Raw genomic sequence first — 26,912 nt, 5'->3', positions numbered from 1 at the left:
GAGCGTCAGTGCGTGGCCGCCTCCGCGCGGCGGCGTGCGCGCTCCTCCTTGGCGGCGGCCTCGTCGAGCGCTGCGTCGCCCAGCCCCGTGGTGTCCACCGCGTCGGTGTCGTCGGAGACCCCGTGGCCGGAGAGGGTGGACTCGTCGAAGGGACGCTGGCCGGCGAGGACGGCCGCGACCTGCTCGCGGTCGATCTGCTTGGTCCAGGTGCCGATGAGGAGCGTCGCGACGGCGTTGCCGGTGAAGTTCGTGAGCGCACGGCCCTCGGACATGAACCGGTCGATGCCGACGATGACGCCGACGCCGTTGACGAGGTCGGGACGGTAGGCCTGCAGACCGCCGGCGAGGGTCGCGAGACCGGCGCCGGTGACGCCGGCGGCGCCCTTGGAGGCGATGATCATGAAGACCAGGAGGCCGATCTGCTCGGGGATCGACATCGGCGCACCCATCCCCGAGGCGATGAACAGCGATGCCATCGTCAGGTAGATCGCGGTGCCGTCCAGGTTGAAGGAGTAGCCGGTCGGGACCGTGATGCCCACGACGGGCTTCGAGACGCCGAGGTGCTCCATCTTGGCGATCAGACGCGGCAGGGCCGACTCGCTCGAGGAGGTGCCGACGATGAGCAGGTACTCGCGGCCGAGGTACTTCATGACCTGGAAGATGTTGACCCGGGCGACGGCGTAGAGGAGCGTACCGAGCACGCCGACGATGAAGACGATGCAGGTGATGTAGAAGGCGACCATCAGCAGGCCGAGGCTCAGGATCGCGGCGACACCGGTCTTGCCGACGACGGCGGCGATCGCACCGAACGCTCCGATCGGGGCGAGCCAGAGGATCATGCCGAGGATGCGGAAGACGAGCGCCTGGAGGTTCTTGACCGCGTTCATGATGGGCTCGCCCTTGGCACCCATCTTCTGCAGTGCGAAGCCGACCAGGAGAGCGATGAACAGGACCTGCAGGACGCTCTCGCCCGTGAAAGCCGAGAAGAAGGTCGTGGGGATGATGCCGAGGAGGAACTCGGTCGTCGTCTTCGCTTCGGGCAGCGAGCCGGTGTCGTACTGGGCGTTCTGCATGTTCAGGCCCTCACCCGGGTGGATGATGTTGCCGACGACGAGGCCGATCGCCAGGGCGAACGTCGACATCGCCATGAAGTAGAGCAGCGCGAGGCCGCCGATGCGGCCGACGGTCGCGGCCTTCGCGATGGAGCCGACCCCGACGACGATCGTGCAGAAGATGATCGGCGCGATCATCATCTTGATGAGGTTGACGAACGCCTTGCCGACCGGCTCGAGCTCGACGGCGAAGGTCGGCCAGACGAGTCCGACCACGCAGCCGAGGACGACCGCGATGATCACCGAGACGTACAGCCAGGTGTGCTTGTCCCAGGCCTGCTTGCCGCGGCGCGGGTTGTATCCGGGAAGCCGGAACGAGGTTGTGAGGGCCATGATCTCTCCTGCGTGACAGTCGTTGTCGTGAGCCGACGGCTGTGTCGACGGGGACCAGCGTGCGCCTGTGCGCTCCGCTCCCCCAGTTGTGGTCGTATTGTTCCCAGGACGGCGAGAGGAGTGCAGTGTGGCGCGACCCCGACCGACGAGCGCGGCCTCCCGCGTCTTCGTCGCCGTGTCGGCTGCCGTCGTGGTCCTGTCCCTTGCGATGGCCGGGATCCTGCTCTGGGAGGGGCAGCGCGCCGTCCGGGCGGAGGCCGAGCGGGTGACGCGCGCCGTCGCCGAGACCATCGCCGACAGCACGGGTGTCATCGATGCGCTCGCCGAGGGCGACCGCGGTGCGGCATCCCGCCTGCTGCAGCCCGAGATCGAGACGGTCATCGCCGACGCCGACGTCGACTTCGTGACGGTGATGGACCCGTCCGGCATCCGCGTCACCCACGCCGATCCGGCTCGGATCGGCGAACGCTACCTCGGGACCATCCCCGAGGGCACCAGGACCCTCACGGAGGAGTTCACCGGGACGCTCGGCCCGTCCGTGCGCACGATCGTGCCGGTCCTCGCGGACGGCGAGGTGGTCGGACGTGTGTCGGTGGGTGTCACGATCGGGTCGATCGCCGAGACCCTGGGACCGCGCGTGCTGGTGGCGGTGGGCATCGCCGTCGTCCTGGCGGCAGCGGGTCTGGCGGGCGCGATCTTCGCCCGCCGGGCGACCCGCAGGGTGACCGGCGACCTCCCCGCGGGCGCTGTGCGCGACGCCGTCTCGTCGTACGAGTCCATGCGCACCCTCGGCGAGGCCCTGCGGGCGCAGACCCATGAGCACGGCAACCGGCTGCACACCGCGATCGCGCTGCTCGAACTCGGACGCACCGGCGAGGCGATCGAGATCCTCTCGGAGGACGCACGACAGAGCCAGCTGCTCGTCGACCAGGTCGCCGCCCGCCGCGAAGGCGATCCGACGGTGGGCGCACTGCTGCTCGGCAAGGCGTCGCAGGCCGCCGAGCGCGGCGTGGAGTGGCGCGCTCGGATCGATGCAGACGCACCGCGGTCGGTCCTCTCCCCCGTCGACGCGGTGTCGGTCGTCGGGAATCTCATCGACAACGCGGTGGATGCCGCGGCATCCGGTCCCGCACCGCGCTGGGTGGACGTGCGCATGACCCGCACCGCCGAGGACGAGCTGGCGGTCGAGGTCGCCGATAGCGGGCGAGGTGTGCCGAGCGAGATCGCGGACCGGATCTTCGAGCACGGCTTCTCGACCAAGCCCGCAGGTGAGTTCGGACGCGGCGTGGGGCTCGCCCTCGTCCGCTCGATCGTCGAGGAGGCCGAGGGCACGATCTCGGTGAGCTCCGATCCGACGACCTTCTCGGTCATCCTCCCGCGGCGGGACGCGTGATCGGCGTCCTGGTCGTCGACGACGACGCCCTGACCCTGGAACTCCACCGGCACTACGTCGAACGGCTCGCCGGCTTCGAGGTCATCGCCGAGTGTTCGGGGGCGCGGGCCGCGGTCGCCGCCCTCCTCGACAGCCCGCGGGCGTCCGAGATCGACCTCGTCCTGCTCGACATGACGATGCCCGACGGTTCGGGACTGGACGTCCTGCGCCACCTCCGAGCCCGCGCGGGTGCCGTGGACGTCATCGCGATCACCTCGGTCCGCGACGCCGAAGTCGTGCGCCAGGCGATCACGCTGGGTGCCGTGCAGTATCTCGTGAAGCCCTTCACATTCGGCGACTTCCAGGACCGGATGCAGCAGTACCGACGCTTCCGCGACCAGGTGTCGCAGGCGGCCGGGGCGGCGACGCAGGCCGAGATCGATGCGATGCTCGGGGCGCTGCGCACCGCGCCGGCGCCCACGCTCCCCAAGGGGCTGTCGCCCGAGACCCTCGGCCGCGTGAGCGCCCTGCTGCGCTCGGGTCCCGCGTCTGCACGCGAGGCGGCGGAGCGCCTGGGGATGTCCCGCGTCGCCGCGCGCCGCTACCTCGAGCACCTCGCCGATGCGGGACGCGCAGAGCGCGCGCAGCGGTACGGGACACCGGGACGCCCCGAGACGGAGTACCGATGGTCCCAGGCGGGCGACCGCTAGCGGTTGAGGTTCGCCCGCCCGCTCGGCCGTCCCACCACGACGTATTCGGGGACCTTGGCCGTGAGACCGTCGCCCGCCGTCCGTCCGCGCAGGCGACGCCACATCCACGGCAGGGCGTCACGGCGCAGCCATGAGCCGCCCGCCGGCGGGTCCTCGTCGACGTGGAAGGCCTCGTCGAGCCCCGCGAGCGCCTCCGCGTCGGGGACCCCGAGCGCGTCCGCGGCGCGATAGGCGACGTACCGGTGCCCGCGGGAGCGCAGGTGCACCTTGTCGTCCGCCCACAGATCGACGCGGGAGAGCTCGGGAAGCGCGGCGAGGTCGAGGAGGATCGCCCCCGTGCGCGCAGCCGCGCGGCGCAGATGGGCGTTGTACAGCGCGAACCGCCGAGCGAACAACCCGGCCGCGACCCGGTCAGGGAGGAACACGGTCGCGAGCAGCACGTCGCAGCCGGCGGCACGGAGTCGGGTGACGGCCTCCTCCACCTGCGCGGCCAGGACGAGGGGGTCGCAGTGCCATCGGGTGAGGTCGTTGGCGCCGATCAGCACCGACACCAGATCGGGGCGCATGTCCAGGCACCGGGGCAGCTGCTCGTCCACCAGGTGCCCGACCCGACGACTGCGCACGGCCAGATTCGCGTAGCGGAAGGGTCGCCGGTCGCCGCCGCCGAGCGCGAGCAGATGGGCGAGCCGGTCCGCCCACCCTCGGAAGGCCCCCGCCGGCATGCGCGAGGCATCGCAGAGGCCCTCGGTGATCGAGTCCCCCAGCGCGACGTAGCGCGACCACGACCGCGCTCCCTCCCGGGTCGGTGCCGAGACGTCGGGGCGCGGCCACGCATGGACGCGACGCCCGGCATCCGTCCGGTGCAGCATCACGGCCCGCTCGTAGTGTCCGACGAGGCGGTCCGCCAGCGCGTCCCAGGTGCGCCCTGACACGGCGTCCCGGGCGGCGCGGCCGAAGGCGTGACGCTTGGCGTCGTCGCCGGCCAGGTCGGTCACACGGGCGCGCAGGTCGGCGGTGTCACCGGGCCGGTACAGCCATCCGTCGACACTGCTGCAGACGAGATCGAGCGGGCCGCCGGACCCGGTCGCCACGACCGGAACACCACTGGCCTGGGCCTCCTGGATCGTCTGGCCGAACGTCTCGCTCTCGCCCGGGTGCACGAACACGTCGAACGAGGCGAGCACCGTCGCGAGCTCGTCACCGTCGAGGTGGCCGAGGAAGACCGCCTCCGGCATCAGCTGTTCGAGCGCGGGACGTGCGGGACCGTCGCCGACGATCACGAGTCGGATGCCGGGGACCCCGCGCAGCGCAGCGAGGTCCTCCACCTGCTTCTCGGGCGCGAGCCGCCCGACGTATCCGATGATCACCTCGCCGGGCGCCATGCCCTCCCGCCAGCGGTCATCGCGTCGATCCGGAGTGAACCGGTCGCCGTCGACGCCCCGACCCCACAGGGCGACGCGGTCGACGCCGAACCCCTCGAGTTGCGCGCGCGCCGACGCCGAGGGAGCCAGGGTGAGCGTCGCGCGCCGGTGCAGTCGGCGCACGTGGGCCTCGGCGAGCGCGGCCCCCTGCGGCAGCCCGTACCTGCCGACGTAGGCGACGACGTCGGTCTGATAGACGGCGACCGTGGGGAGCCGGCGCGACTCCGCGGCGACGAGACCCTGCCATCCCAGCAGGAACGGCGAGGCGAGGTGGACGACGTCGGCGTCGAATCGTGCGAGGTCCCGTGCGATGGAGGCGACCGGCGGTACGGCGAGGCGGACGGCGGGATATCCGGGCAGCGGCACAGACGGGACGGAGCGGCCCGGCATCCCGAGATCGTGGCGGCCGACGCCGGGCGCGATGACGAACACCTCGTGCCCGCGCCGCTCGAGATGCTCCCGGATCTGGAGGACGGACCCGGTGACCCCGTTCATGTGCGGGAGGAAGGACTCGGTGACGACCGCGACTCTCACAGCACCAGGGTGCCGGGAGCAGGAGCCCGCACCGAGTGTCCCGGCCCCGGATCGTCGAGTGTTCATCCACCTCTCGCCGCGCGTCCACCGCGCCGTTCCCGGGCCGTCCCCCGTTCGCCCGACGTTCACCGCTGCCTGGTACACAGGCCGCGTGTTCGCCGATCTGCTCGCCGGTGTCGCCGGGGGTCCCTGGGCGCTTCCGGCGCTGTTCGCTCTGGTGTTCGCCGATGCCGTGCTGGTCGTCGTCCCGGGTGAGATCGCCGTGACCGCGACAGGAGCGCTCGCCGCGACCACAGGGACGCCCGCCCTCGCGGCCGTCATCGCCGTTGCGGCCCTGGCCGCGTTCTGCGGCGACGCGCTCTGCTACGGCGTCGGGCGGATCGTGGGTGTCGACCGGTGGCGATGGATGCGGCGCCCCCGCATCCGTGCCGCCGTCGCGTGGGCCGGTGCGCGGCTCTCGAGGGGGACGGCGACCGTCGTCTTCACGGCACGCTTCATCCCGTTCGCGCGGCTCGCCGTCAACCTGACCGCCGGCGCGACGCGGGTCCCCGCGGCGCGCTACCTCGTGACGGTAGCGATCGCGGCGACGGCGTGGGCGGTCTATCAGGCGCTCGTGGGCGCGGCGGTGGGGAGCCTCCTGCCCGGCGAACCGCTGCTGGCCGTCGTGCTCTCGATCGCCGTGGCAATCGCGCTCGGGATCGTGATCGACGCGGCGGCGACCCGCTGGGCGGGCCGCCGCTCACGCTGATCGGGTCACTCCCCGGTGAGACCGCCCAGCAGGTGGCCGAACGAACCGCCCTTGCCGAGGTACGACTCGGGGTCGAACGGGTCGAGCGTCTCACCGGCCGGACGGCGCGTCACGGCATCCGCCAGTTCCCGCGCACCCCGCTCGATGCGGGCCGACAGGGGCGAGACGTCGTCGGCACGGGCGCCCCAGTCCGACGACGCGGCGAACACACCGGTCGACACGGCCTCCGCATGCAGGTAGGCGAACAGCGGGCGGATCGCATAGTCGATCGCGAGCGAGTGACGCGCGGTCCCCGCGTTCGCGCCGATGAGCACGGGCTTCCCCTGCAGCGCATCCGGGTCGAGGACGTCGATGAACGACTTGAACAGACCCGAGTAGCTCGTCGAGAAGATCGGTGTGACGACGATGAGGGCGTCCGCCGAGACGACCGTGTTGATCATCGCCTCCAGTGCGGGCGGAGCGAAGCCGGTCAGCAGGTTGTTGGTGATGTCGTGGGCGTACTCGCGCAGCTCGAACGTGTCGACGGATGCCTCGACGTCCCGCTCGCGCAGGTCGGCCAGCACGGCCGCCGCGAGCTTGTCGGCGAGCATGCGGGTCGAAGAGGGGTTCGACAGCCCGGCCGAGACGACCGCGATCCGACGGCCGGTCATCGCGCACCGCCGAGACCGAAGGCGGCGCCGACGGGAGCCGGGGTGTCCTGGTACGGGCTCGGGCCCGAGAGGTTGTCGCCGCGGTTCGCGCGGGGACGTGCCTCACGAACGGGCCCGTCGCCGTAGGTGGCGACGACCCGTGCGGCGTGGGTCGGGGCGTCGGGGACGATCGCGGGGCGATCCTGTGCGAGCTCCTTGCGCAGCACCGGCACGACCTCCCCGCCGAGGAAGTCGAGCTGCTCGAGGACCATCTTGAGCGGGAGGCCCGCGTGGTCGACGAGGAACAGCTGACGCTGGAAGTCCCCGAACAGGTCGCGCATGCCGGCGTACCGGTCGATGACCTGCTGCGGCGATCCGACGGTGAGCGGGGTCATCTCGGCGAAGTCCTCCATCGACGGTCCGTGACCGTAGACGGGGGCGTTGTCGAAGTACGGTCGGAACTGCGCCACGGCATCCTGCGAGTTCTTCGCCATGAACGCCTGGCCGCCGATGCCGACGATCGCCGTCTCGGGAGCGCCGTGTCCGTAGTGCTCCCACCGCTGGCGGTAGAGACCGATGAGGCGCTGGTAGTGCTCAGCGGGCCAGAAGATGTTGTTCGCGAAGAAGCCGTCACCGTAGTACGCGGCCTGCTCGGCGATCTCGGGGGTGCGGATCGACCCGTGCCACACGAACGGCGGCACGCCGTCGAGGGGACGCGGCGTCGAGGTGAAGCCCTGCAGCGGGGTGCGGAACTTCCCCTCGAAGTCGACGACGTCCTCACGCCACAGCTTGTGCAGCAGGGCGTAGTTCTCGATTGCGAGCGGCACGCCCTGACGGATGTCCTTGCCGAACCACGGGTAGACCGGTCCGGTGTTGCCGCGGCCGAGCATGAGGTCCATGCGGCCGCCCGACAGGTGCTGCAGCATCGCGTAGTCCTCGGCGATCTTCACCGGGTCGTTCGTCGTGATGAGCGTCGTCGAGGTGGAGAGGATGAGGCGTTCGGTCTGCGCCGCGATGTACGCGAGCGTCGTCGTCGGGGACGAGGACCAGAACGGCGGGTTGTGGTGCTCACCGATGGCGAAGACGTCGAGACCGACCTCCTCCGCGTGCTTGGCGATCTCTACCGTCGCGGCGATGCGCTCCCGCTCACTCGGGGTGTGGCCCGTGGTGGGGTCCTGCGTGATGTCGGTGACGGTGAAGATTCCGAACTGCACCCCGGGCCAGCTGGTGGTGCCGTTGGTGTCGCTCACGATGTCCCTCTCGATTCCCGGACGGATCGCGTCCGATTCATGCAAATGAATGTACCGGTGTAAACGCCTCCCTGTCCACGTTATTCCCGACGGGTACTCTGGCCCCGATGAGAACCGCCGCCTCCGGCAGCACACGCCGCATCCCCATCTGGGACAACGCCCGCGCCGCGTGCATCCTCCTCGTCGTCCTCGGGCACGCCATCCAGCGGCTCACGTACGACTCGGACATCGCGCAGAGCCTGTACTACCTCATCTACGCGTTCCACATGCCGGCGTTCGCGCTCATCTCGGGCTACTTCTCCCGCTCCGACCCGCCCAGCAGACGACGCATGACCCGCCTCATCACCGACATCGTCGTGCCGTACGTGATCTTCGAGGGGCTGTGGACTCTCACGAAGTTCCTCGTCGAGGGGCAGGCCAACCCGAACCTGACCCAGCCGTCATGGACCCTGTGGTTTCTGCTCGCCCTCGCCATCTTCCGGCTCGTGCTGCCGTACCTCTCTCTGCTCCGGATGCCGCTGCTGTGGACGCTCGTCATCTCGATCACCGTCGGCTACTTCCCCAACGTCGACGCCACACTGTCGCTCTCACGCACGCTGGGCCTGTTGCCCTTCTTCACGCTCGGGTGGTGGCTGAGCCACCACCGGGTCCTCGAACGCCACGGCCTCCTGCAACAGCGGAGGCTCTCGTTGCGGATCGCCGCCGCAGCGATCCTCGTCATCGCAGGCCTGTGTGCGTGGGCGTTCGTCACGCCCCTGAAGGAGATGAACCTCAGCCAGTGGCTCTTCTACGAGGAGAATTACGTCGATCTCGTCGGATGGCAGTGGTGGGCCGGCGGCGTCCGCCTGCTCCTCATGGCCCTGGCACTGGTGCTCAGCGTGTCGTTCTTCGTCCTCATCCCCCGCGGCGAGTACCGCTGGACGACGGTCGGGCGGTACACGATGTACGTCTACCTCCTGCACTCCTTCGTCCTCTACCCCTTCCGGGAGTCGGGTGTCCTGCGAGGTCTCGACCCGACGTGGCTGTGGCTCCCGCTCGTGTCGCTGCTCTCGGTGGCGATCACGGTGCTCCTGGCGTCGCGACCCGTCCGGCGGATCTTCCGCCCGCTCATCGAGCCGCGCCCGGGATGGCTGTTCGCGGACCCCGTCCTCACTCGGAGCGACGAGCGCCGCAACGACCCGACGGGATCGCGCCGACCGCCCCTTCCGGGCGGTGCACGACCGAGCGCCTGATCAGGCGGGCGCGGAGGGCAACCCGAACGCCGCGGCGACACCGTCGTTGGTGACGTGCCCCGCGCGCACGTTGAGCCCCTTCGCCAACGCCGGATCGGCCGCGGCCGCGGCATCCCACCCCTTGTCGGCGAGGGCCGTCACGAACGGCAGCGTCGCGTTGGTCAGCGCGCGCGTGGAGGTCTCGGGCACGGCACCGGGCATGTTGGCGACGCAGTAATAGACGGCGTCGTGGACGGCGAAGGTCGGGTCGTCGTGCGTCGTCGGGCGGGACCCTTCGAAGCAGCCGCCCTGGTCGATCGCGATGTCGACGAGGACCGCACCCGCCTTCATCCCCGCCACCATGTCGAGTGTCACGAGCTTCGGCGCCGCAGCACCGGGGATGAGGACCGACCCGATGACGAGATCGGCGGATGCCACCTGTTCCGCGATCTCGTAGCGGCTCGACGCACGGGTGTGGAGGCCGGCGTAACGCTTCTCGAGCTCGCGCAGTCGCGGCAGGGAGACATCGATGACGGTGACGTCGGCACCCATCCCGAGCGCGTTCGCGGCGGCGTGCTCGCCGGCCACGCCCCCGCCGATGACGACGACCTTCGCCTTCGGCGTTCCGGCGACACCGCCGAGAAGCGTTCCGCGCCCACCGGCCGCGCTCATCAGCGTGTGGGCGCCGACGGTGATGGAGATGCGCCCCGCGACCTCGCTCATCGGCGAGAGCAGCGGCAGCGATCGATCCGCGGCCTGCACCGTCTCGTACGCGACCGCCGTGGTCCCGGCGGCGATGAGCGCCTCGGTCAACGGCCGGTCTGCGGCGAGGTGCAGATAGGCGAACAGCGTGAGATCGTCGCGCAGGTGGCCGTACTCGGCGGCGATGGGTTCCTTCACCTTCACCACGAGTTCGGCCTGATCCCAGGTCGACGCGGCGTCGGGGGTGATCCTCGCGCCGGCGGCCGCGAAGGCCTCGTCCGAGAGCCGGGATCCGGCTCCGGCGCCGGCCTGCACGAGGACCTCGTGGCCGCGAGCGACCAGAGCGTCCACCCCGGCGGGGGTGATCGCCACCCGGTTCTCGTTGTTTTTGATCTCAGTGGGGACCCCGATGCGCATGGCGCCACGCTCCTCGTCTGCGAGTGATGTGGATTCATCCTGCAGATCATTCGTTACGATCGCGTGACACACGAAGATCCCTCGGTGAAGATGTTCAGATCAGTTCCCAGAGGAGCGAAATGACGAACGTGGAGCACGTTGCGACGAAGGATCTTCGGCCACCGGTGATGCTCGACGACGTCGACCGGTCGATCGTCGACGCGCTGGCCGTCGACGCCCGCCTGACGAATGCGGAACTCGCCGCGCGTGTCGGTGTGGCGCCCTCCACCGCCCACGCTCGCACGCGCGCACTCGTGGACCGCGGCGTCCTCACGGGGTTCCACGCAAGCGTCGACCAACGCGTGGTCGGCGCCGGACTCCAGGCGATCGTCCACGTGACCCTCCGACCGGGGTCACGGCACGAGAGCATCACGGAGTTCGCGCACGAGGTGCGTGGCCTGCCGCAGGTCATCCAGATGTTCTTCCTCGGCGGATCCGACGACTTCCTCATCCACATCGCGGTTGCCGACTCGAGCGAGGTGCGCGCCTTCGTCGTGGAGCACCTCTCCGCCCAGCGCAGCGTTGCGAACACCCGGACGAGCATCATCTTCGATTACCACCGCAACCGCGTGGCGGCCCCCTTCCACTGACCCGGTAACGACCTGCAACATTGACGACCGCCTGCGGGACCCCTGCTTATCCTCGGACCATGTCCGCCCAGACCCTCCCCGTCCTCGACCTCTCCCTGCTCCATCAGGGTCCTGATGCCGCGTCGACGTTCCGCGCCGAATTGCGCCGGGCAACCCACGAAGTCGGATTCTTCTACCTCACCGGGACCGGGGTCTCCCCCGAACTCGAGGACCGACTCCACCGCGCCGCCCGCACGTTCTTCGCGCTCCCCGACGAGGCGAAGCTCGAGATCGAGAATGTGAAGAGCCCGCACTTCCGCGGGTACACGCGTATCGGCGGCGAACGCACGCAGGGCCTTGTGGACTGGCGCGAGCAGATCGACATCGGACCCGAACGTCCCGCCATCACCGATCCGGGTGCCCCGGCCTACGCCGCGCTCGTCGGACCCAACCTGTGGCCGAGCGCGCAGCCGGAGCTGCGCGAGATCGCCGAGGAATGGACGGCGATCCTCTCCGAGGTCGCCCGCACGCTTCTGCGCGCCTGGGCCGAAGCCCTGGGGGCACCGGCCACCTACTTCGACGACCACTTCGGCGAAGCCCAGACCTTGCTCAAGATCGTGCGGTACCCGGGCTCCACCGCACCTGAGCCCCAGCAGGGCGTCGGCGCGCACAAGGATGCCGGTGTCCTCACGCTGCTCTGGGTGGAGCCCGGCAAGGGGGGCCTGCAGGTCGAGCGCGACGGCGAGTGGATCGACGCACCCGCTGTTCCCGGCTCCTTCGTCGTCAACATCGGCGAGCTGCTCGAGCACGCGACCGGAGGCTATCTGACCGCCACCCACCACCGCGTCGTCTCGCCGCGCGCGCCCGAGGACCGCATCTCGGTCCCGTTCTTCTTCAACCCGTCGCTGGACGCCGAACTGCCGGCGATCGAACTGCCTGCCGAACTGGCCGCGCAGGCGCGCGGCGTGTCGCAGGACCCTCGGAATCCGATCCACGGCCTGCACGGCGAGAACGCCCTCAAGTCGCGACTGCGGGCGCACCCGGACGTCGCCGCGATCTGGCATCCGGATCTCGTCGCCGCGCGCGCCTGAGCCGGAACGATGAAGGCCGCCCCACACCGTGGGGCGGCCTTCTCAAGAATGTTTTGCGCGATTGAACGCTGGGTGCGATGCCTTATCGACGGAGGCCGAGGCGCTCGATGAGCGAGCGGTAACGGTTGATGTCGACGTCCTGGAGGTAGCCCAGGAGACGGCGGCGCTGACCGACGAGCAGGAACAGCCCACGACGCGAGTGGTGGTCGTGCTTGTGCTCCTTGAGGTGCTCGGTGAGGTCCTTGATGCGCTGCGTCAGCATCGCGACCTGCACCTCGGGGGATCCGGTGTCACCGGGGTGCGTCGCGTACTCTTCGATGATCGCCTTCTTGACGTCTGCTTCCAGTGCCATAGGTGATCCCCTTCCTCTTCGTTGCGCGGCGCCCGACGCCTGATGCGTGGGCTCTCTTTATCCGCGGCCGATCGAACGGCAACCACAGGAGTCTACACGACGGGAGCCCGCCCCACCGCGCGCGGTCAGTAGCGCGAGGTCACACCCAGGTACTCGTCCAAGGTGAGTCCGGTCTTCTTCAGGTGCGTCGCCGTTCCGGTGCCGACGTATCGCAGGTGCCAGGGCTCCCACCGGTACCCGGTCACCTTCTCCTTGCCTTTGGGATACCGGACGATGAAGCCGTACCGGTGAGCGTTCGCCGCCACCCATCGACCGGCGCGGGTCTCGCCCCAGGACTGCGAGATCGAGTTGACGTCGATGGCCAGCCCCGTCTGGTGCTCGCTGTGACCGGGGCGCGCCGAACGCCGTTCGGCCTCCGCCCTGCCGTGCTGACGCACCTTGCTCGCGAAGACGCTCTGCTGCGAGGCGTAGGAGCGGAAGCCCGAGATGATCGACAACGAGATGCCGTCCTTCTTCGCGTCGGCCCGCATCCTGGACCACGCGCTCGTCAGCTCCGGACGGAGGCCGTTCCCATAGGACGACGGGAGCGGGATCGACTTGTTGACGATCAGGATGCCGCGGATGTGCATGGGCTTCGCCGGGGCGACCGTCGTCACTTTCGGCGACCCAGCGGATCGCCACTGGGCCGTCGTCACAGGCGAGAAGTAGCCCTTCATACGGTGCAGGATCGAGGATCCGGTCGACAGGCGCACGAACGAATCGCCGGGGATGCGCGGCCGGACGGTCACCTTCGGTCGCCCTGCGCGCGCGAACTCGGCGGCGCTGAGCGCCTCGACGGTGTCCACGGTCCGATCGGTGTCGGACGTCGGCCAGGAGACGAGCCCGTAGACCACCGGCGACCAGGACGTCTTCGCGTAGACCACGGGGGCTCGAGCCACGTGCGGCTTTCCCGCGCGCCGGTATTCGTCCGCGGTGATCACACGGTGGGAGCCATCGGGCCGGACGAAATGCACGGCTGGCGACCAGACCGCGCGGTACCAGCCGCCTGCGATGACCCGGTCGGCGCGCGGAGACCCGGCTGCGGACCGTTCGGCGGACGTCATCTTCTTGGTCTTGCCGTCGGGTGTGCGGGCGTACAGGTCCCCGGGCCCGGACTGGTAGCGCAGGTAGCGCGTGGTCGGCACGTGGCCCATCAGGCGAACCTTCGGGGAGCCGGCGCTCACGAACGACGCGCGGTCCAGCGCGACGACTTTGTCGACGCGGCGGTCGTCGCCTCCGTCGGGCCAGATGATCAGCGCGTAGACCTGCGGCGACCAGGTCGCCCGACCGTACTCCACCGGGAGGATGCGGAGGCGCGGGCTGCCCGCCGCCTTCCACTGCTCCCTCGAGAGCGCCGTGACGCTGCCGTCCGTGCGGGTCCGATAGATCCGCGGGTCCGTGGTCCACGGGGTGCGGTAATAGCCGTGCACCGTGATGGGAGGGGCGGGGGTCTCCGTGGGTGTGGGTGTGGGTGCGGGCGTCGGTGTCGGCGTCGGTGTCGCTGCCGACGCGGCTGGTCCGCTGCTCGACGTCGAGGTCTGCGCGGTCGCCACGCCCGGCGTCAGGACGCCTGTCAGCACCACCAGTACGGCGGCGAGCACCGCCATCGATCGCGCCCGCAGGCCGACGTTCCCCATGCTGCCCACCATAGGGCAGGAGCCGGACGCACGTGTGGCCCGACCGGAGACCGGTCGGGCCACACGTCGCGGTGTCGATTCAGGCGACGTCGAGCAGATCGATGATGAAGATCAGCGTCTTGCCACCGAGGAAGTGCCCACCGGCGGGTCCGTAGGCGAGGTGCGGCGGGATGACGAGCTCGCGCCGACCGCCCACCTTCATGCCCGGGATGCCGTCCTGCCACCCCTGGATCAGCCCGCGGAGGGGGAACTGGATGCTCTCGCCGCGGTTCCAGGACGAGTCGAACTCCTCGCCGGTGGTGTACTCGACACCCACGTAGTGGACGGTGACGGTGTCGCCCGGCTTCGCCTCGGCGCCATCCCCCTCGATCAGGTCGCGCACGACCAGGTCGGCGGGTGCGGGCCCCTCGGGGGCGTCGATCTCGGGCTTGGTGCGGTCTGCAGTCATGAGTCCATCCAAGCCGAGGTCCATTCCGTGGTCAAAGCGGATCAGGCCTGGACGGAACCCTGCAGGTCGAGCTCGATGGTGACGTCCTTGCCGACGAGCACGCCACCGGTCTCGAGCGCCGCGTTCCAGGTCAGGCCGAAGTCCTCGCGGTTGATCACGGTCTTCGCGGTCGCGCCGGCCTTGTAGTTGCCCCACGGGTCGGTGCCGAAGCCGCCGAAGTCGACCTCGAAGGTGACGGGCTTGGTGACGTCCTTGATCGTGAGGTCACCGTCGACGAGGAAGTCGCCGCCCTCGACGCGCACGCCGGTCGAGGTGAAGGTGATCTCGGGGTAGTTCTCGACGTCGAAGAAGTCGGCGCTGCGGAGGTGACCATCGCGGCCCTCGTCCTTCGTGTCGAGGGACGACGCGTCGACCTTGGCCTCGAGGGTGGCCTCGAGCGGGTTCTCGGGGGCGACGAGGATCGCCTCCTTGACGTTGAAGTGGCCGCGGACCTTCGAGATCATCATGTGGCGGACGCTGAAACCGACCTCGCTGTGCGAGGCGTCGAGGATCCAGGTCCCCGCCTTGTAGCCGGGGATGTCGAGGGTCGCAGTGGAATCGGTCATGGTGGTCCTTCGTCTGGAGGTCCGGAGTGCTCCGGCGGTCGTGAAGGCGAAACGTCGCCGCATCCGACCCTATTCCCATGAATACAAAAATCGTCGCGCCGCGAGCACTCTTGACAGCGCCGGACGGGAGCGGGATCATTTTTCCAGGCCAACTCAGCGCCCGGAAGACTCGCAGGCATCGCCGCGGCACCGGGCGCTGAGTCTTTTCTCGGATGCCCGCGGTCAGCGCGCGAGGACGTCGGCGCGAGCGCGTGTTGCGCGCTCGAGGTACACGCGTTCGTCCGCCGCCGCGTCCGGGTCGCGGCCGGTCACCACGCGCTGGCGGGCAGCTGCCAGGGACGTCGCCTCGGCGATGAACCGCCGCATGGCGGCGGACCGGTCCCCCGGCAGGGTGTGCGACCATGCGACGGCTCGGGCACGACCCGCGCGGGTCGCGAGCATGTCGACCTCACCGGCGGAGAACCACCCGGCCGCCGCGTATTCGCCGAGTCGCACACGGGTCAGTCGCGCCTCCTCGCGACGGAGCAGGACCACCGCCACGACGAACAGGACGAAGAGCGGGACCTGGAGCATCGCGTAGAGCGCGAAGAAGTCCGCGAAGACAGCGGAGCCGTTCCAGAGCGCGTGGAGGGCGATCGCACCGCCGACACCCACGATCCAGTGACCGCTGCCCGCTCCGCCACGGAGCCCCTTCCGTGCGGCTCGGCCGAGCGCGTACCCGGTGACGGCGGTGAACATGACGTGGGCGAACGGAGAGAGGACGCCGCGCAGGAAGAACGTGTAGGCGGCGCTCTCGACGCCTCCCGTGATGAGGCTGTCGGCGAAGTAGAGGATGTTCTCGGTGAAGGCGAACCCCGCACCGATGAGTGCGCCGTAGACGACGCCGTCGACCGGTCCGTCGAAAGCGCGGCGCGCGGCGACGAAGATGAGGAGGACACCAGCGCCCTTGGCGAGCTCTTCGACGATCGGCGCCTGCAGAACGGCCGACAGGGTCTCGGGGACCTCCGGGACCACCAGACCGACCATGAGATCCACACCCAGCGCGATCGCGACGGATCCCACCGCGCCCCACGCCAGCGCGAGGGCCACCAGCCCCTTCGGCTCCGGCTCCCAGCGGTCGACGATGCGGATGGCGAGGAGCACGAGGGTCAACGGGATCAACGCCAGGATCGCTGCGAGCACCGCGGCCACGGGGCCGAGGAAGGTCAGGAAGTAGGCCGCGAGACCGAGCGCGATGAAGCCGAGCACGATCGCCGCCAGCCACAGCACGATCCGCCCGCCGGTCGATGCCGGGACACGAAGCTCCGGGCGCGGCGGGGCCGGCGGCGGCGGAGCCGGCGTCGAGTGGGTCGGCTGCGCAAGCGGCGACGGGAACGTCATGCGCTCAGCCTAGGGGCGGGTCGTCGCGGGTCGTCGCGGGGCATCGCCGCGCACCGGGGCGATAGCCTGGGGGCATGCGCTTCGCCCACGTTGTCCCCGACGGAGTCGACGAGCCGCAGCTGGTCCTGGTCGAAGAGGATCGTGCCACGATCGTGTCGCGACTGTTCGACGGTGCACCCTCGCGTCTGCAGCCGCTCGTCGAAGGAGGCGACCCCCTCCTCGACCGGGTCCGCGAGGCGGCCTCCGCGACCGACGTCGAGTGGATGCCGCTCGGCTCCCCCGTGTTCGCGTCCGCGATCCTCGACACCCCCGTCACGATCGCCGTCGGCTTGAACTATGCCGCCCACTCCAGCGAGCTCGGCCTCAAGGCCGATGCCGCGCCGACGATCTTCACCCTCTGGCCCGGCTCGCTCGGCGGGCACCGGCAGACCACCAGCTGGCCCCGTTCCCTGAGCCAGTCGGTCGACTACGAGGCGGAGCTCGGTGTCGTCATCGGTCCCGCCGCCCGCGACGTCGCACTCGAGGACGCTCTGGACCACGTATGGGGGTACACAGTCGTCAACGACATCACGGCGCGCGACATCCAGTTCTCGGAGGCGCAGTGGTCCCGCTGCAAGTCGTTCGACGGGTTCACCCCGACGGGCCCGTTCGTCGTGACGGCTGATGAGATCTCCGATCCGCAGGATCTGCACATCTGGGCTGTGGTCGACGGGCAGACGGTCCAGGACGCCTCGACGGGACAGATGATCCACCCCGTCGCGAAACTCGTGTCCTACCTGTCGCGGTCGGCGACCCTGCTCCCGGGCACCCTCATCTCCACCGGCTCCCCCGGGGGCGCGGGCTACTCCCGCGATCCGCAGATATTCCTCCGCGACCGCTCGACCGTCACGGTCGGCATCGACGGGATCGGCGAGCTGACGACGTTCTGCCGCATCACCGACTGACGCGGACGACAGAGGGCCCCGGATGCCGCGCATCCGGGGCCCACTGTGCGGGGACTCAGTACCCGCTCTGCTCCAACAGCTCCTGGCAGGACATGGTGACGCCCTGCCAAGTGACGGTGCCGGAGGGGTCCTCCATGCACGCGTTCACCTGATTGACGAGGTCGCCGCCTGCACCGGCGAGCGCCGAGACGAGGGCGACGATGATGATGATCGCGATGATCATCAGCACGATGCTCACGATGATCGCGGCGATCGCCAGACCGTTCTTCACACCCGCCTTGCGGCTCTGGACGAGGGCGATGATGCCGAGGATCAGACCGATGAGCTGCGTACCGGGGATGATCGCGAGGATCAGGGCGACGATCGCCATCGTGCGACCGGGCGTCGAGCCGCCCGAGGGAGCGCCGTTGTACTGCGGAGCGTTGTTGTAGGCAGGAGCTTCGTAGGCCGGCGGCGCGGGCGGGACGTTCTGAGAGTTCGGCTGGTTGGGATCAGTCATGGGAGTGTCCTTCTGGTCGGTCATCGGCCGGGATTACGACCCCGACGCTAGCGTTCACCGTTCTCCCAGACAACCGGCAATCAGTGCTGCTCCACGTCACCCGGCTTTGTGATAACGGGGATGGCGCGGGTGACCGCCTGCAGCCCCGACAGGCGTGCCGGGGACAGCTGCTTGTCCACCTCTTCGCGCGACATCAGGCCCGCCTCGACGACGAGGTCACCGACGTTGCGTTTGGTGAGCAGAGCGGTCTTGGCGAGCGCGGCGGCCGCCGTGTAGCCGATGAAGGGCGTCAACGCGGTGATGACGCCGACCGAGGATCCGACCATGGTCCCCAGGCGTTCCCGGTTGGCGGTGATCCCGTCGACGCAGTTGACGCGGAGCGTGCGCATGCCGCGCCGCATCCAGGTGATCGATTGGAAGATCGAGTGCGCGATCACCGGCTCGAAGGCGTTCAACTGCAGCTGGCCGCCCTCGACGGCCATCGTCACCGTCAGGTCGGCGCCCGCGACGGCGAACGCCACCTGGTTCACGACCTCGGGGATCACCGGGTTGACCTTGCCGGGCATGATGCTCGATCCCGCCTGCCGCGGCGGCAGGTTGATCTCGCCGAATCCCGCCTGGGGGCCGCTCGAGAGCAGCCGCAGGTCGTTGCTGATCTTCGAGAGCTTGATCGCGTTCCGCTTGAGGGACGAGGAGAACGACATGAAGGCGCCGGTGTCGCTCGTCGATTCGACGAGGTCCTCCGCGGTCTCGAGGTCGAGACCGCTGACCTCCCGCAGGTGGCGCAGCACCGCGCCCGAGTAGTCGGGGTGCGTCGTGATACCGGTGCCGATGGCCGTGGCGCCCATGTTGATCTCGTAGAGGAGGTAGGCGTTCTCGCGCAGACGGTGGTAGTCCTCCCCCAGCGTGGTGGCGAAACCGTGGAACTCCTGCCCGAGCGTCATGGGCACGGCATCCTGCAACTGGGTGCGCCCCACCTTCAGGACGTCGTGGAACTCGTCGGCCTTCTTCAGGAAGGCCTGACGCAGCAGGTCGAGCTCCTCGAGCAGCGACTGAAGGTCGAGGCCGAGACCCACCTTGATGGCCGTCGGGTACACGTCGTTCGTCGACTGGCTGCGGTTGGTGTGGTCGATGGGCGAGAGGAAGGCGTAGTCGCCCTTCTCGCGGCCGGCCATCTCGAGCGCGATGTTGGTGATGACCTCGTTCGCGTTCATGTTGGTCGAGGTCCCGGCGCCGCCCTGGATGACGCCCACGACGAACTGGTCGTGGAACTCGCCGTCGATGACACGCTGGGCCGCGTGGTCGATGAGGTCGGCCCGGGATGCCTCGAGGACGCCGATCTCCTTGTTGGCGCGGGCGGAGGCCTGCTTCACCATCGCGAGAGCGACGACGAGGTCGCGGTAGACCGAGATGGGTCGCATCGAGATCGGGAAGTTCTCGAGGGCTCTGGCGGTGTGGATGCCCCAGTAGGCGTCGGCGGGGATCTCCCTCGATCCCAGGGAGTCGGTCTCGGTACGCGTCATCGCGTCAGATGCCATTGCGGTGTCCTTGTGGGTCACGGGGTGGGGGGGTAGGGATAGGACGAGCCTATCCCCGCACCCCGCGCACCTCAGCGGTTGACGCTCGACATGTCGGCGTACCGATCTCCGACGGGCGGCGCCACCTCGCTCAGTCGACGCACCTGGTCGTCCGAGAGCGCGAGTTCGGTGGCGCCGATGTTCTCGTCCACACGCTCGAGCTTGCGGGTACCCGGGATCGGCACGATGTCCTCACCCTGCGCGAGCAGCCAGGCGAGCGCCACCTGCGCCGGTGTCGCGTCCGCATCCCGCGCGACGCCTTCGATCACCTCCACGATCCGCAGATTGGCGGCGAGCGCGTCGCCCTCGAACCGGGGGTTGTTCCGGCGGAAGTCGTTCTCGTCGAGCTGGTCGACCGAACGGATCTGACCTGTCAGGAAACCGCGACCGAGCGGCGAGTACGGCACGAAGCCGATGCCGAGCTCTCGCAGCACGGGCAGCAGCTCAGCCTCGGGATCGCGGGTCCAGAGCGAGTACTCGGTCTGGACAGCGGTCACCGGGTGCACGGCGTGAGCGCGTCGGATGGTCGCCACGGAAGCCTCCGAGAGCCCGTAGGCGCGGATCTTCCCCTCGCTGATGAGCTCGGCCAGGGCGCCGACGGTCTCCTCGATCGGGACCGCCGGGTCCATTCGATGCTGGTAGTACAGGTCGATGCGGTCGGTCTGCAGCCGGCGGAGCGACCCTTCCACGGAGAGCCGGACGTTCTCGGCGCTGCCGTCGAGGCCGGGCTCGTCGCCCGCCGTGTGGCGGATCGTCCCGAACTTCGTCGCGATCACGACCTCGTCGCGCCGTCCGGTTTCGGCGAGAGTGCGTCCCAGGAGTTCCTCGTTGGCGTAGGGGCCGTAGATCTCCGCCGTGTCGAGGAAGGTGACGCCGCGGTCCAACGCGCCGAGGATCGTGCGGGCTCCGCCGGCGTCGTCTTGCCCGGCGCCCGTATAGAAGGCGCTGATGCCCATGAGCCCGAGGCCGACGCGGCCGACCTCGGGACCGTTCGCGCCGAGTGTGGTGGTCTTCATGATGCGGTGATCTCCTTGTCGTAGATGTCGATCTTGTGGTCGATGGCGGCGAGGCTCATCGTGACCTCCTCGAGCCGGCGGCGGACGGCCTCCCGGTGCTCGACGAGCAGTCTGCGCCGCTCCGCGATCGTCGTGTCCCCCTCGCGCACGAGCTCCGTGTAGCGACGCATCGTGGCGATCGGCATCCCCGTCCACCGCAGCCGCGTGAGGAAGCGGATCCATGCGAGGTCCCCATCCGAGTAGCGCCGGTGGGTGGAGGAGGTCCGGTCCACGGGCTGCAGCATCAGTCCCGCGCGCTCGTAGTAGCGGAGGGTGTGCGCGCTGACGCCCGTGGCGTCAGCCGCTTCGGCGATCGATGCGCCCGCGGAGGTGGTGAGGAGGGACATGCCCTCACGGTAGGACTTCGAGTGCGCTCGAAGTCAAGAGGCTCACACAGGCTTACGGGAGAACGCCTCGAGTCGCTCCTCGGGCGTCAGGGCCGCCATCCGGGCCACCCATTCCGCCGAGAAGTAGTCACCCGTCGGAGCCTCCACGACCGGTACGACGGTGTGGGTGATCGTGTCCTCGTAGACGTGCACGAGATGGAAGGACTGACCGGCATCCATCCCGTTCACCTCGGTGGCTGGTCGCTGCAGGTTCATCGTGTAGCAGGTGGCCGATGCGACGCTCACGGGGATGCCCGCGAAGGTCCCCGACGTCGAGTAGTGGAGGTGACCGGCGAGGATGCCGCGCACGTCGGTGCCCGCGAGGACGTCGGCCAGTTCGTCCTGCTCCTGCAGCTCGAGGATGTCGAAGAACGGGATGTGGCTCGGGATGGGCGGGTGGTGCAGGGCGAGCAGCGTGCCGAGCGGCGCCGGCTCGGCGAGCACCTCGCGCAGCCAGTCGCGCTGCGCCGCGTCGACGAGCCCGTGGTGCCAGCCCGGGACAGTGGAGTCGAGCACGACGAGTCGGAGTCCGTCGAGGTCGTGCACGGCGGTCACCGGGGCCTCGGAGCCCGCCTCGTCGAGCAGTCCTTCGCGCAGGGCGGGCCGCTCGTCGTGATTGCCCGCCACCCACACCACCGGCGCGCCGAGGCGGGCGGCCATCGGTTCGACGAGCTCGCGGAGTCGGCGGTACGCGGCCGGCTCACCCAGATCGGTGAGGTCACCCGTGACGACGAGGGCGTCGGGACGGATGCCGGTGCGCTCGATGGCGGCGAGAGCCGCCGCGACACCGCCCGTGGAGTCATAGGTGCCGCCCAGCGGACGGTCGCCCGCGAGCAGATGGGTGTCGCTCAGGTGGACGATCGTGCGGGAGGCGGGCGCGTGGCGGCCGAAGGAGACGGGCTGCATGCGGCCCAGCCTATTGACGGCCGCGGACGGACGCGCTCAGTGGTTGAAGAGGATCAGGAGGAGCCCGCCCAGGACGACGAGCCCGCACACCGCGAACGCGGCGTACGCGCCGATCAGCGCGATGCGCTTCTGGACCGGGCTCAGCGGGTTCTTTCTCGCGGCCTTCTTGGCCGCCTTGGCGGCGCGCTTCTGCTCCTTCGGAGTCATGACCGTGAGGGCGTCGGTGAAGGTCGCCGGGATGACCACCGGAACCCGACCGGCCCGCACGAGCAGTCGGAGTCCGATCGCGTAGAACGCGACCACCGTCGAGGCGGCCAGGAGTGCCGCCACGAACACCTGGACGAAGGCGAGCCAGTTCACGTCGACGCTCATCGGGTCCCCTCCTCGTCGGACGCGGATGCCGACTGGGCGACGCGCTGCTGACGTCGCGTGGGCGGCGGCTCCTCCGTCAGGTCGACGGCGGCACCCGAATCGGCCACCTCGCTGCTCATCGCGTTCGCCGCGGTGACCTCGTTGCGGCGCGACCGCAGGAAGATCGCGAGGACGACCGCGACAGCCACGACGGCGCCGATGATGACGCCGATCAGCTCGCCCGGACCCTCGCCGAAGATGTTCTCGAGCCCCACGATGAGGAGGGCCGCGAGCGCGCCGACGACGCCGGCTGCCGGCAGCGTGAGCACCCAGCCGACCGTGATCCGGCCGACGGTCCGCCACCTCACGCTCGATCCGCGACGGCCGAGTCCCGACCCGATCACGGAGCCCGACGCGACCTGCGTCGTCGACAGGGCGAAGCCGAGAGCGCTCGAGGCGAGGATGGTCGACGCGGTCGACGCCTCCGCCGAGAAGCCCTGGGCGGGCTTGACGTCGGTCAGACCCTTGCCGAGCGTGCGGATGATCCGCCATCCGCCCATGTAGGTGCCCAGGGCGATGGTGAGGGCGCAGGCGAAGATGACCCACAGTTCGGGCTCGGACTGCGTCTGCCATCCGACCGTGATGAGAGCGAGAGTGATGACGCCCATCGTCTTCTGCGCATCGTTCGTGCCGTGCGCGAGGGCGACGAGCGACGAGGTGAAGATCTGTCCCCAGCGGAAGCCGTCGCGGCCGTCCGGCTTGTTGTCGTATCGACGGGTGACGGCGTACGCGATCTTCGTGGCGGCGAACGCGATGATGCCCGCCGTCAGCGGCGCGATCAGGGCCGGGAGGACGACCTTCGACAGGACGACACCGACGTTGATCGCGCTGACGGACGCCCCGACGATGGTCGCACCGATGAGCCCGCCGAAGAGCGCGTGCGACGAGCTCGAGGGGAGGCCGAGCAGCCACGTGAGCATGTTCCACGTGATGGCGCCGATCAGGCCGGCGAAGATGATCGCAGGGAAGATCGAGGGTGAGAGCTGATCCTCGCGGATCATGCCGCCCGAGATGGTCTTGGCGACCTCGGTCGACAGGAACGCTCCGACGAGGTTGAGGATGGCGGCCAGGAGCACAGCGACCTTGGGCTTCAGCGCGCCGGTCGCGATCGGCGTCGCCATCGCGTTCGCCGTGTCGTGGAAGCCGTTGGTGAAATCGAAGAAGAGTGCCAGTGCGATGACCAGGACGACGATGAGGGCTGCGGTCTCCACAGTTCGCTTTCCGTCGGGAATCGGGGGAACGGGTGCCGCGGCGATCGGCGTTGCGAACGAAAAGTTCACCCAGACGTCACCAGGGGTTCAATCGGGCCTGGGAAATCCTCGCACACGATCCGCCATGGCATAACCCGCGCGCGCCCGCGAGGGTCGGTTAGCGTGGTCGGGTGACCTCCGAAGCCGTGACACCGCCCGTCGCCGACCGCCGCCCGTTCACCCGCACGCACCACGGAGACGCCGTCTCGGACCCGTACGAGTGGCTGCGCGCAAAGGAGGACGAGACCGTCATCACGCACCTCGAAGCGGAGAACGCGTACACCGACGGCCGCACGGCGCACCTCGAGGGGCTGCGCGAGACGATCTTCGAGGAGATCAAGGGCCGCACCCTCGAAACGGACCTCTCCGTGCCGTCGCGCCGTGGGCAGTGGTGGTACTACGGGCGGACCGTGGAGGGCAAGCAGTACGGCATCAACTGCCGCGCTCCGATCGCGGACGTCGCCGACTGGACGCCCCCCGTGCTCTCCCCGGACGCCGAGGTCGTCGGCGAGCAGGTGCTCCTCGACGGAAACGTCGAAGCGGAGGGACACGAGTTCTTCTCCCTGGGCAGCCTCGACGTATCGAACGACGGCGCGCGCATGCTCTACGGCGTCGACGTCTCCGGTGATGAGCGGTACACCCTGCGGATCCGCGACCTCGAGACGGGCGACGATCTCGACGACGTGATCGAGAACACCTTCTCCGGGGCGGTCTTCTCCCCCGACGGCCGTCACGTCGTCTACACGACGGTCGACGACGCGTGGCGTCCCGACACCGTGTGGCTGCACGAAGTGGGGACGGATGCGGCATCCGATCGCGTCATCTTCACCGAACCCGACGAGCGGTACTGGGTCGGCGCGGGCTTCACGCGCAGTGACCGCTACCTCGTCATCGGGGTGGGATCCTCCATCACCTCGGAGGAGTTCCTCGTCCCCGCCGACGACCTCACGGCGGAGCCGCGATCGGTGTGGCCGCGCCGCGAAGGGGTCGAGTACTCGCTCACACACGCGGTCGTGGACGGTGAGGACGTGCTGTACATCCTCCACAACGACGACGCCCTCGACTTCGAGGTGGTGCGGGTCTCCGCATCCGATCCGACCGGCGAGCGCCACGTGGTGCTGCCGCACCAGCCCGGACGCCGGCTGCTCGATGCGTCCGCCTACCGCGACTGGGCGGTCGTCGAGTACCGCCGGGAGGGACTCGCCCGGGTCGGGATCCTCGACTATGCGACCGACGCGGTCACCGAGATCGCCTTCGAGGAGCCGCTGTACGCCGTCGGTGCGAGCGGGTCCTCGGAGTGGGCACCGCCCGTCATCCGCCTCGGCTACGCGTCGTTCGTGACACCCGGCACCGTCTACGACTACGTCGTGGCGACCGGCGAGCTCCTGCTGCGCAAGAGTCAGCCCGTCCTCGGCGGGTACGAGTCGACCGACTATGGACAGGAGCGGGTCTGGGCGACCGCCGACGACGGCACGCGCATCCCCGTCTCGCTCGTCTGGAAGCGCTCGTTCGGCGAGCCCGCATCGTCGCCTCGACCCCTGCACCTCTACGGCTACGGCTCGTACGAGCACTCGATCGAGCCCGGGTTCTCCGTCGCCCGCCTGACGCTGCTCGACCGCGGCGTGATCTTCGCGATCGCCCACGTCCGCGGCGGCGGCGAGATGGGACGTCAGTGGTACGAGGAGGGGAAGCTGCTCCACAAGCGCAACACCTTCACCGACTTCGTCGCGGTGGGGCGCCACCTCGTCGCCGGGGGCTACACCTCCCCCGACCGGTTGGTCGCCGAGGGCGGCTCCGCCGGTGGTCTGCTGATGGGGGCGGTGGCGAACCTCGCCCCCGACCTGTTCGCGGGCGTCCTCGCCGGCGTCCCGTTCGTCGACGCGCTGACGACGATCCTCGACCCGTCACTGCCCCTCACCGTGATCGAGTGGGACGAGTGGGGCGACCCCCTCCACGACGCGGATGTCTACGCCTACATGAAGTCGTACACCCCCTATGAGAACGTGCAGGCGGGTGTCCGGTATCCCCGCATCCTCGCCGTCACATCGCTCAACGACACGCGTGTCCTCTACGTCGAGCCGGCGAAGTGGGTCGCGCGCCTGCGCGAGGTCGGTGCGGACGCGCTGCTCAAGTGCGAGATGGTCGCGGGTCACGGTGGTGTCAGCGGGCGGTACAACTCCTGGCGTGAGCGCGCATTCGAGCTGGCCTGGCTCCTCGACGTCCTGGGACTCGTCGAGTCGGACTGACACCGTAAGCGGGGCCGTGGGTACGATGCCCCCATGGCACCCGTTCCTCGCTACCGCGCGGCGGTCCGTATCGATCTCGACCTCGTATGCGCGCACCCCGACGACCTCGTCAGCGGAGTGGATGATGCGTCACGCATGTCCGCGTCATCGCTGGATGCCGAGGACGCACTGCTGTCGCTGATCGAGGTGTCCGTGACCGACGGGGCCCAGCATCTGGTGCGGATCGCGTCCACGAGCTCCTCGATCGTGGACTCGGAGTGGCAGGGCACGTCGGGGACCCTTCCCGAGGGCTCGTCGGACACCGCGCGGGTCGCCCGGGCCGGCGCGCGCCTGGCCGGCATCGACTGGGCGCTCGACGAGCTCTTCGGCGGTTCGACGAGTGAGGCCACGGCATCCGAGCTGCGTCAGCGGACGATCATCAAAGGTCTCGTCTGGAACGCTTCGGTCCTGGTCGTCGACTGCCTCTTCGACGACGTGCGGCAGCTCGCGGACGCGGCCGACGACCGATCCGCCTGGCGGGAGACGCATGTGATCTCGCAGCTGCCTCCGCAGTACGCCACGCACTACGACCGGGCGTTCGCGCAGAAGTTCCTCGCCGCCACGATCGAGGTGACCTCTCGACTGAGCGCCTCGCCGGTGTACCCGCCGACCGTGGCTCATGAGCTGGCGCTGAAGCTCGTGCTGGACGAGGCGGCACGCAGCGCCGAGCGACTCACCGGCGACCTCCCGGAGGGCTGGCGCGAGCACCTGGACACCGTGCTGTTCCAGGATCTCGATGCGGAATCCCTCTTCGTCGACCAGGATGCGACCAGCAAGCGGGATGCCGCCACCGCGACACCTCCGTTGGACTTCGCCAGCTGGTTCATCCCGTACGCGCACGCCCCTGCCCCGGCCCCCTACGCGAGCGACGACATCAAGGAGCCGTCCCGCGGCTAGCACGAGCGGCTGCGTCAGGCAATTGTCAGTTTCGGTCGCCTGGATCCCGTAGCATTTTGATTCCCAGGGGGAGTACTCCACGACGGTCGGTTCGTCACTACGG

The 26,912-nt window shown here is 69.5% G+C and carries 26 protein-coding genes; 9 read left to right on the top strand and 17 right to left on the bottom strand.

The window, feature by feature from the left end; genetic code table 11:
• Positions 1–5 precede the first annotated feature (5 nt).
• A complete protein-coding gene (locus M3190_RS13320) occupies positions 6–1,445 on the bottom strand; it encodes a cation:dicarboxylate symporter family transporter (RefSeq protein WP_251582514.1) in 1,440 nt (479 codons plus the stop codon).
• A gap of 127 nt (positions 1,446–1,572) precedes the next feature.
• Between M3190_RS13320 and M3190_RS13315 the strand changes: the two genes are divergently transcribed.
• A complete protein-coding gene (locus M3190_RS13315; protein ID WP_251582512.1) occupies positions 1,573–2,838 on the top strand; it encodes a sensor histidine kinase in 1,266 nt (421 codons plus the stop codon).
• Positions 2,835–3,527 (top strand): response regulator, encoded by a 693-nt coding sequence (locus M3190_RS13310; protein WP_251582510.1) that lies wholly within the window; start codon positions 2,835–2,837, stop codon positions 3,525–3,527. Before M3190_RS13315 ends, M3190_RS13310 begins: the two co-directional genes overlap by 4 nt.
• Here the strand turns inward: M3190_RS13310 and M3190_RS13305 are convergent.
• Entirely contained in the window at positions 3,524–5,482 is a 1,959-nt protein-coding gene (locus M3190_RS13305; protein ID WP_251582508.1) for a glycosyltransferase, read from the bottom strand. The genes M3190_RS13310 and M3190_RS13305 overlap by 4 nt on opposite strands.
• 151 nt (positions 5,483–5,633) lie before the next feature.
• On the opposite strand from M3190_RS13305, the gene M3190_RS13300 reads away from it, so the two are divergent.
• On the top strand, positions 5,634–6,230 hold the full coding sequence (locus M3190_RS13300; RefSeq protein WP_251582506.1) for a DedA family protein: 597 nt from the start codon (positions 5,634–5,636) through the stop codon (positions 6,228–6,230).
• A gap of 5 nt (positions 6,231–6,235) precedes the next feature.
• Here the strand turns inward: M3190_RS13300 and M3190_RS13295 are convergent, their stop codons facing one another.
• A complete protein-coding gene (locus M3190_RS13295; protein ID WP_251582504.1) occupies positions 6,236–6,880 on the bottom strand; it encodes an FMN reductase in 645 nt (214 codons plus the stop codon).
• Positions 6,877–8,073 carry an LLM class flavin-dependent oxidoreductase gene (locus tag M3190_RS13290; RefSeq protein ID WP_439958037.1) on the bottom strand — a complete coding sequence of 399 codons (1,197 nt, stop codon included), beginning with the start codon at positions 8,071–8,073 and terminating at the stop codon, positions 6,877–6,879. Before M3190_RS13290 ends, M3190_RS13295 begins: the two co-directional genes overlap by 4 nt.
• Before the next feature lie 143 nt (positions 8,074–8,216).
• On the opposite strand from M3190_RS13290, the gene M3190_RS13285 reads away from it, so the two are divergent.
• A complete protein-coding gene (locus tag M3190_RS13285) occupies positions 8,217–9,341 on the top strand; it encodes an acyltransferase family protein (RefSeq protein ID WP_251582500.1) in 1,125 nt (374 codons plus the stop codon).
• Here the strand turns inward: M3190_RS13285 and ald are convergent, their stop codons facing one another.
• Positions 9,342–10,439 carry an alanine dehydrogenase gene (ald, locus tag M3190_RS13280; protein WP_251582498.1) on the bottom strand — a complete coding sequence of 366 codons (1,098 nt, stop codon included), beginning with the start codon at positions 10,437–10,439 and terminating at the stop codon, positions 9,342–9,344.
• A gap of 119 nt (positions 10,440–10,558) precedes the next feature.
• On the opposite strand from ald, the gene M3190_RS13275 reads away from it, so the two are divergent.
• Together M3190_RS13275 and M3190_RS13270 are read left to right on the top strand one after the other, a co-directional pair.
• Positions 10,559–11,068, top strand: coding sequence for an Lrp/AsnC family transcriptional regulator (locus M3190_RS13275; protein ID WP_251582496.1), 510 nt, complete (start codon positions 10,559–10,561; stop codon positions 11,066–11,068).
• A gap of 59 nt (positions 11,069–11,127) precedes the next feature.
• The gene (locus M3190_RS13270; protein ID WP_251582494.1) at positions 11,128–12,138 is read left to right on the top strand and encodes an isopenicillin N synthase family dioxygenase; all 1,011 of its coding nucleotides are present in this window, start codon (positions 11,128–11,130) and stop codon (positions 12,136–12,138) included.
• A gap of 82 nt (positions 12,139–12,220) precedes the next feature.
• Here M3190_RS13270 and rpsO read toward each other — a convergent pair whose 3' ends face one another.
• The 5 genes from rpsO to M3190_RS13245 all read right to left on the bottom strand — a co-directional run bounded on the left by rpsO (position 12,221) and on the right by M3190_RS13245 (position 16,599).
• Positions 12,221–12,490, bottom strand: coding sequence for a 30S ribosomal protein S15 (gene rpsO / locus M3190_RS13265; RefSeq protein WP_018187174.1), 270 nt, complete (start codon positions 12,488–12,490; stop codon positions 12,221–12,223).
• 125 nt (positions 12,491–12,615) lie between these two features.
• Positions 12,616–14,166 carry a M15 family metallopeptidase gene (locus tag M3190_RS13260; RefSeq protein ID WP_251582492.1) on the bottom strand — a complete coding sequence of 517 codons (1,551 nt, stop codon included), beginning with the start codon at positions 14,164–14,166 and terminating at the stop codon, positions 12,616–12,618.
• 79 nt (positions 14,167–14,245) lie between these two features.
• Entirely contained in the window at positions 14,246–14,614 is a 369-nt protein-coding gene (locus tag M3190_RS13255) for an FKBP-type peptidyl-prolyl cis-trans isomerase (protein ID WP_251582490.1), read from the bottom strand.
• Positions 14,615–14,655: 41 nt separating this feature from the next.
• Positions 14,656–15,219 carry a YceI family protein gene (locus M3190_RS13250; protein ID WP_251582488.1) on the bottom strand — a complete coding sequence of 188 codons (564 nt, stop codon included), beginning with the start codon at positions 15,217–15,219 and terminating at the stop codon, positions 14,656–14,658.
• 222 nt (positions 15,220–15,441) lie between these two features.
• Complete coding sequence (locus M3190_RS13245; protein ID WP_251582480.1) at positions 15,442–16,599, bottom strand: PrsW family intramembrane metalloprotease; 1,158 nt, start codon at positions 16,597–16,599, stop codon at positions 15,442–15,444.
• A 74-nt stretch (positions 16,600–16,673) separates the two neighbouring features.
• Between M3190_RS13245 and M3190_RS13240 the strand changes: the two genes are divergently transcribed.
• On the top strand, positions 16,674–17,543 hold the full coding sequence (locus tag M3190_RS13240; protein ID WP_251582472.1) for a fumarylacetoacetate hydrolase family protein: 870 nt from the start codon (positions 16,674–16,676) through the stop codon (positions 17,541–17,543).
• Between the two features lie 55 nt (positions 17,544–17,598).
• Here M3190_RS13240 and M3190_RS13235 read toward each other — a convergent pair whose 3' ends face one another.
• The 7 genes from M3190_RS13235 to M3190_RS13205 all read right to left on the bottom strand — a co-directional run bounded on the left by M3190_RS13235 (position 17,599) and on the right by M3190_RS13205 (position 23,588).
• The gene (locus M3190_RS13235) at positions 17,599–18,042 is read right to left on the bottom strand and encodes a DUF4190 domain-containing protein (RefSeq protein ID WP_251582471.1); all 444 of its coding nucleotides are present in this window, start codon (positions 18,040–18,042) and stop codon (positions 17,599–17,601) included.
• 80 nt (positions 18,043–18,122) lie between these two features.
• Complete coding sequence (locus tag M3190_RS13230; RefSeq protein WP_251582469.1) at positions 18,123–19,580, bottom strand: aspartate ammonia-lyase; 1,458 nt, start codon at positions 19,578–19,580, stop codon at positions 18,123–18,125.
• Positions 19,581–19,651: 71 nt separating this feature from the next.
• Positions 19,652–20,635, bottom strand: coding sequence for an aldo/keto reductase (locus M3190_RS13225; protein ID WP_251582467.1), 984 nt, complete (start codon positions 20,633–20,635; stop codon positions 19,652–19,654).
• Positions 20,632–21,021, bottom strand: coding sequence for a MerR family transcriptional regulator (locus M3190_RS13220; RefSeq protein WP_251582465.1), 390 nt, complete (start codon positions 21,019–21,021; stop codon positions 20,632–20,634). The genes M3190_RS13225 and M3190_RS13220 overlap by 4 nt, the downstream gene beginning before the upstream one ends.
• Before the next feature lie 42 nt (positions 21,022–21,063).
• Positions 21,064–21,966 (bottom strand): phosphodiesterase, encoded by a 903-nt coding sequence (locus M3190_RS13215; protein ID WP_251582463.1) that lies wholly within the window; start codon positions 21,964–21,966, stop codon positions 21,064–21,066.
• Positions 21,967–22,002: 36 nt separating this feature from the next.
• Positions 22,003–22,338: a peptidase gene (locus tag M3190_RS13210; RefSeq protein WP_251582461.1), complete on the bottom strand. Its 336-nt coding sequence runs from the start codon at positions 22,336–22,338 to the stop codon at positions 22,003–22,005.
• Positions 22,335–23,588, bottom strand: coding sequence for an inorganic phosphate transporter (locus tag M3190_RS13205; protein WP_251582459.1), 1,254 nt, complete (start codon positions 23,586–23,588; stop codon positions 22,335–22,337). Before M3190_RS13205 ends, M3190_RS13210 begins: the two co-directional genes overlap by 4 nt.
• A 185-nt stretch (positions 23,589–23,773) precedes the next feature.
• Between M3190_RS13205 and M3190_RS13200 the strand changes: the two genes are divergently transcribed.
• Complete coding sequence (locus M3190_RS13200) at positions 23,774–25,873, top strand: S9 family peptidase (protein WP_439958036.1); 2,100 nt, start codon at positions 23,774–23,776, stop codon at positions 25,871–25,873.
• A 33-nt stretch (positions 25,874–25,906) separates the two neighbouring features.
• Entirely contained in the window at positions 25,907–26,809 is a 903-nt protein-coding gene (locus tag M3190_RS13195) for a hypothetical protein (RefSeq protein ID WP_251582455.1), read from the top strand.
• Positions 26,810–26,912: the final 103 nt, after the last annotated feature.

The sequence above is a fragment of the Microbacterium oleivorans genome (assembly GCF_023715745.1).
GTDB classification, from domain to species: Bacteria; Actinomycetota; Actinomycetes; order Actinomycetales; family Microbacteriaceae; genus Microbacterium; species Microbacterium oleivorans_D.
This window is presented reverse-complemented; position numbering and strand designations above follow the sequence as displayed.

Coding starts and splice junctions, on each gene's coding strand:
- M3190_RS13320 (WP_251582514.1), bottom strand. CDS start 1,445: ATGGCCCTCACAACCTCGTTCCGGCTTCCCGGATACAACCCGCGCCGC.
- M3190_RS13295 (WP_251582504.1), bottom strand. CDS start 6,880: ATGACCGGCCGTCGGATCGCGGTCGTCTCGGCCGGGCTGTCGAACCCC.
- M3190_RS13285 (WP_251582500.1), top strand. CDS start 8,217: ATGAGAACCGCCGCCTCCGGCAGCACACGCCGCATCCCCATCTGGGAC.
- ald (WP_251582498.1), bottom strand. CDS start 10,439: ATGCGCATCGGGGTCCCCACTGAGATCAAAAACAACGAGAACCGGGTG.
- M3190_RS13275 (WP_251582496.1), top strand. CDS start 10,559: ATGACGAACGTGGAGCACGTTGCGACGAAGGATCTTCGGCCACCGGTG.
- M3190_RS13270 (WP_251582494.1), top strand. CDS start 11,128: ATGTCCGCCCAGACCCTCCCCGTCCTCGACCTCTCCCTGCTCCATCAG.
- rpsO (WP_018187174.1), bottom strand. CDS start 12,490: ATGGCACTGGAAGCAGACGTCAAGAAGGCGATCATCGAAGAGTACGCG.
- M3190_RS13260 (WP_251582492.1), bottom strand. CDS start 14,166: ATGGGGAACGTCGGCCTGCGGGCGCGATCGATGGCGGTGCTCGCCGCC.
- M3190_RS13255 (WP_251582490.1), bottom strand. CDS start 14,614: ATGACTGCAGACCGCACCAAGCCCGAGATCGACGCCCCCGAGGGGCCC.
- M3190_RS13250 (WP_251582488.1), bottom strand. CDS start 15,219: ATGACCGATTCCACTGCGACCCTCGACATCCCCGGCTACAAGGCGGGG.
- M3190_RS13245 (WP_251582480.1), bottom strand. CDS start 16,599: ATGACGTTCCCGTCGCCGCTTGCGCAGCCGACCCACTCGACGCCGGCT.
- M3190_RS13240 (WP_251582472.1), top strand. CDS start 16,674: ATGCGCTTCGCCCACGTTGTCCCCGACGGAGTCGACGAGCCGCAGCTG.
- M3190_RS13235 (WP_251582471.1), bottom strand. CDS start 18,042: ATGACTGATCCCAACCAGCCGAACTCTCAGAACGTCCCGCCCGCGCCG.
- M3190_RS13230 (WP_251582469.1), bottom strand. CDS start 19,580: ATGGCATCTGACGCGATGACGCGTACCGAGACCGACTCCCTGGGATCG.
- M3190_RS13225 (WP_251582467.1), bottom strand. CDS start 20,635: ATGAAGACCACCACACTCGGCGCGAACGGTCCCGAGGTCGGCCGCGTC.
- M3190_RS13220 (WP_251582465.1), bottom strand. CDS start 21,021: ATGTCCCTCCTCACCACCTCCGCGGGCGCATCGATCGCCGAAGCGGCT.
- M3190_RS13215 (WP_251582463.1), bottom strand. CDS start 21,966: ATGCAGCCCGTCTCCTTCGGCCGCCACGCGCCCGCCTCCCGCACGATC.
- M3190_RS13210 (WP_251582461.1), bottom strand. CDS start 22,338: ATGAGCGTCGACGTGAACTGGCTCGCCTTCGTCCAGGTGTTCGTGGCG.
- M3190_RS13195 (WP_251582455.1), top strand. CDS start 25,907: ATGGCACCCGTTCCTCGCTACCGCGCGGCGGTCCGTATCGATCTCGAC.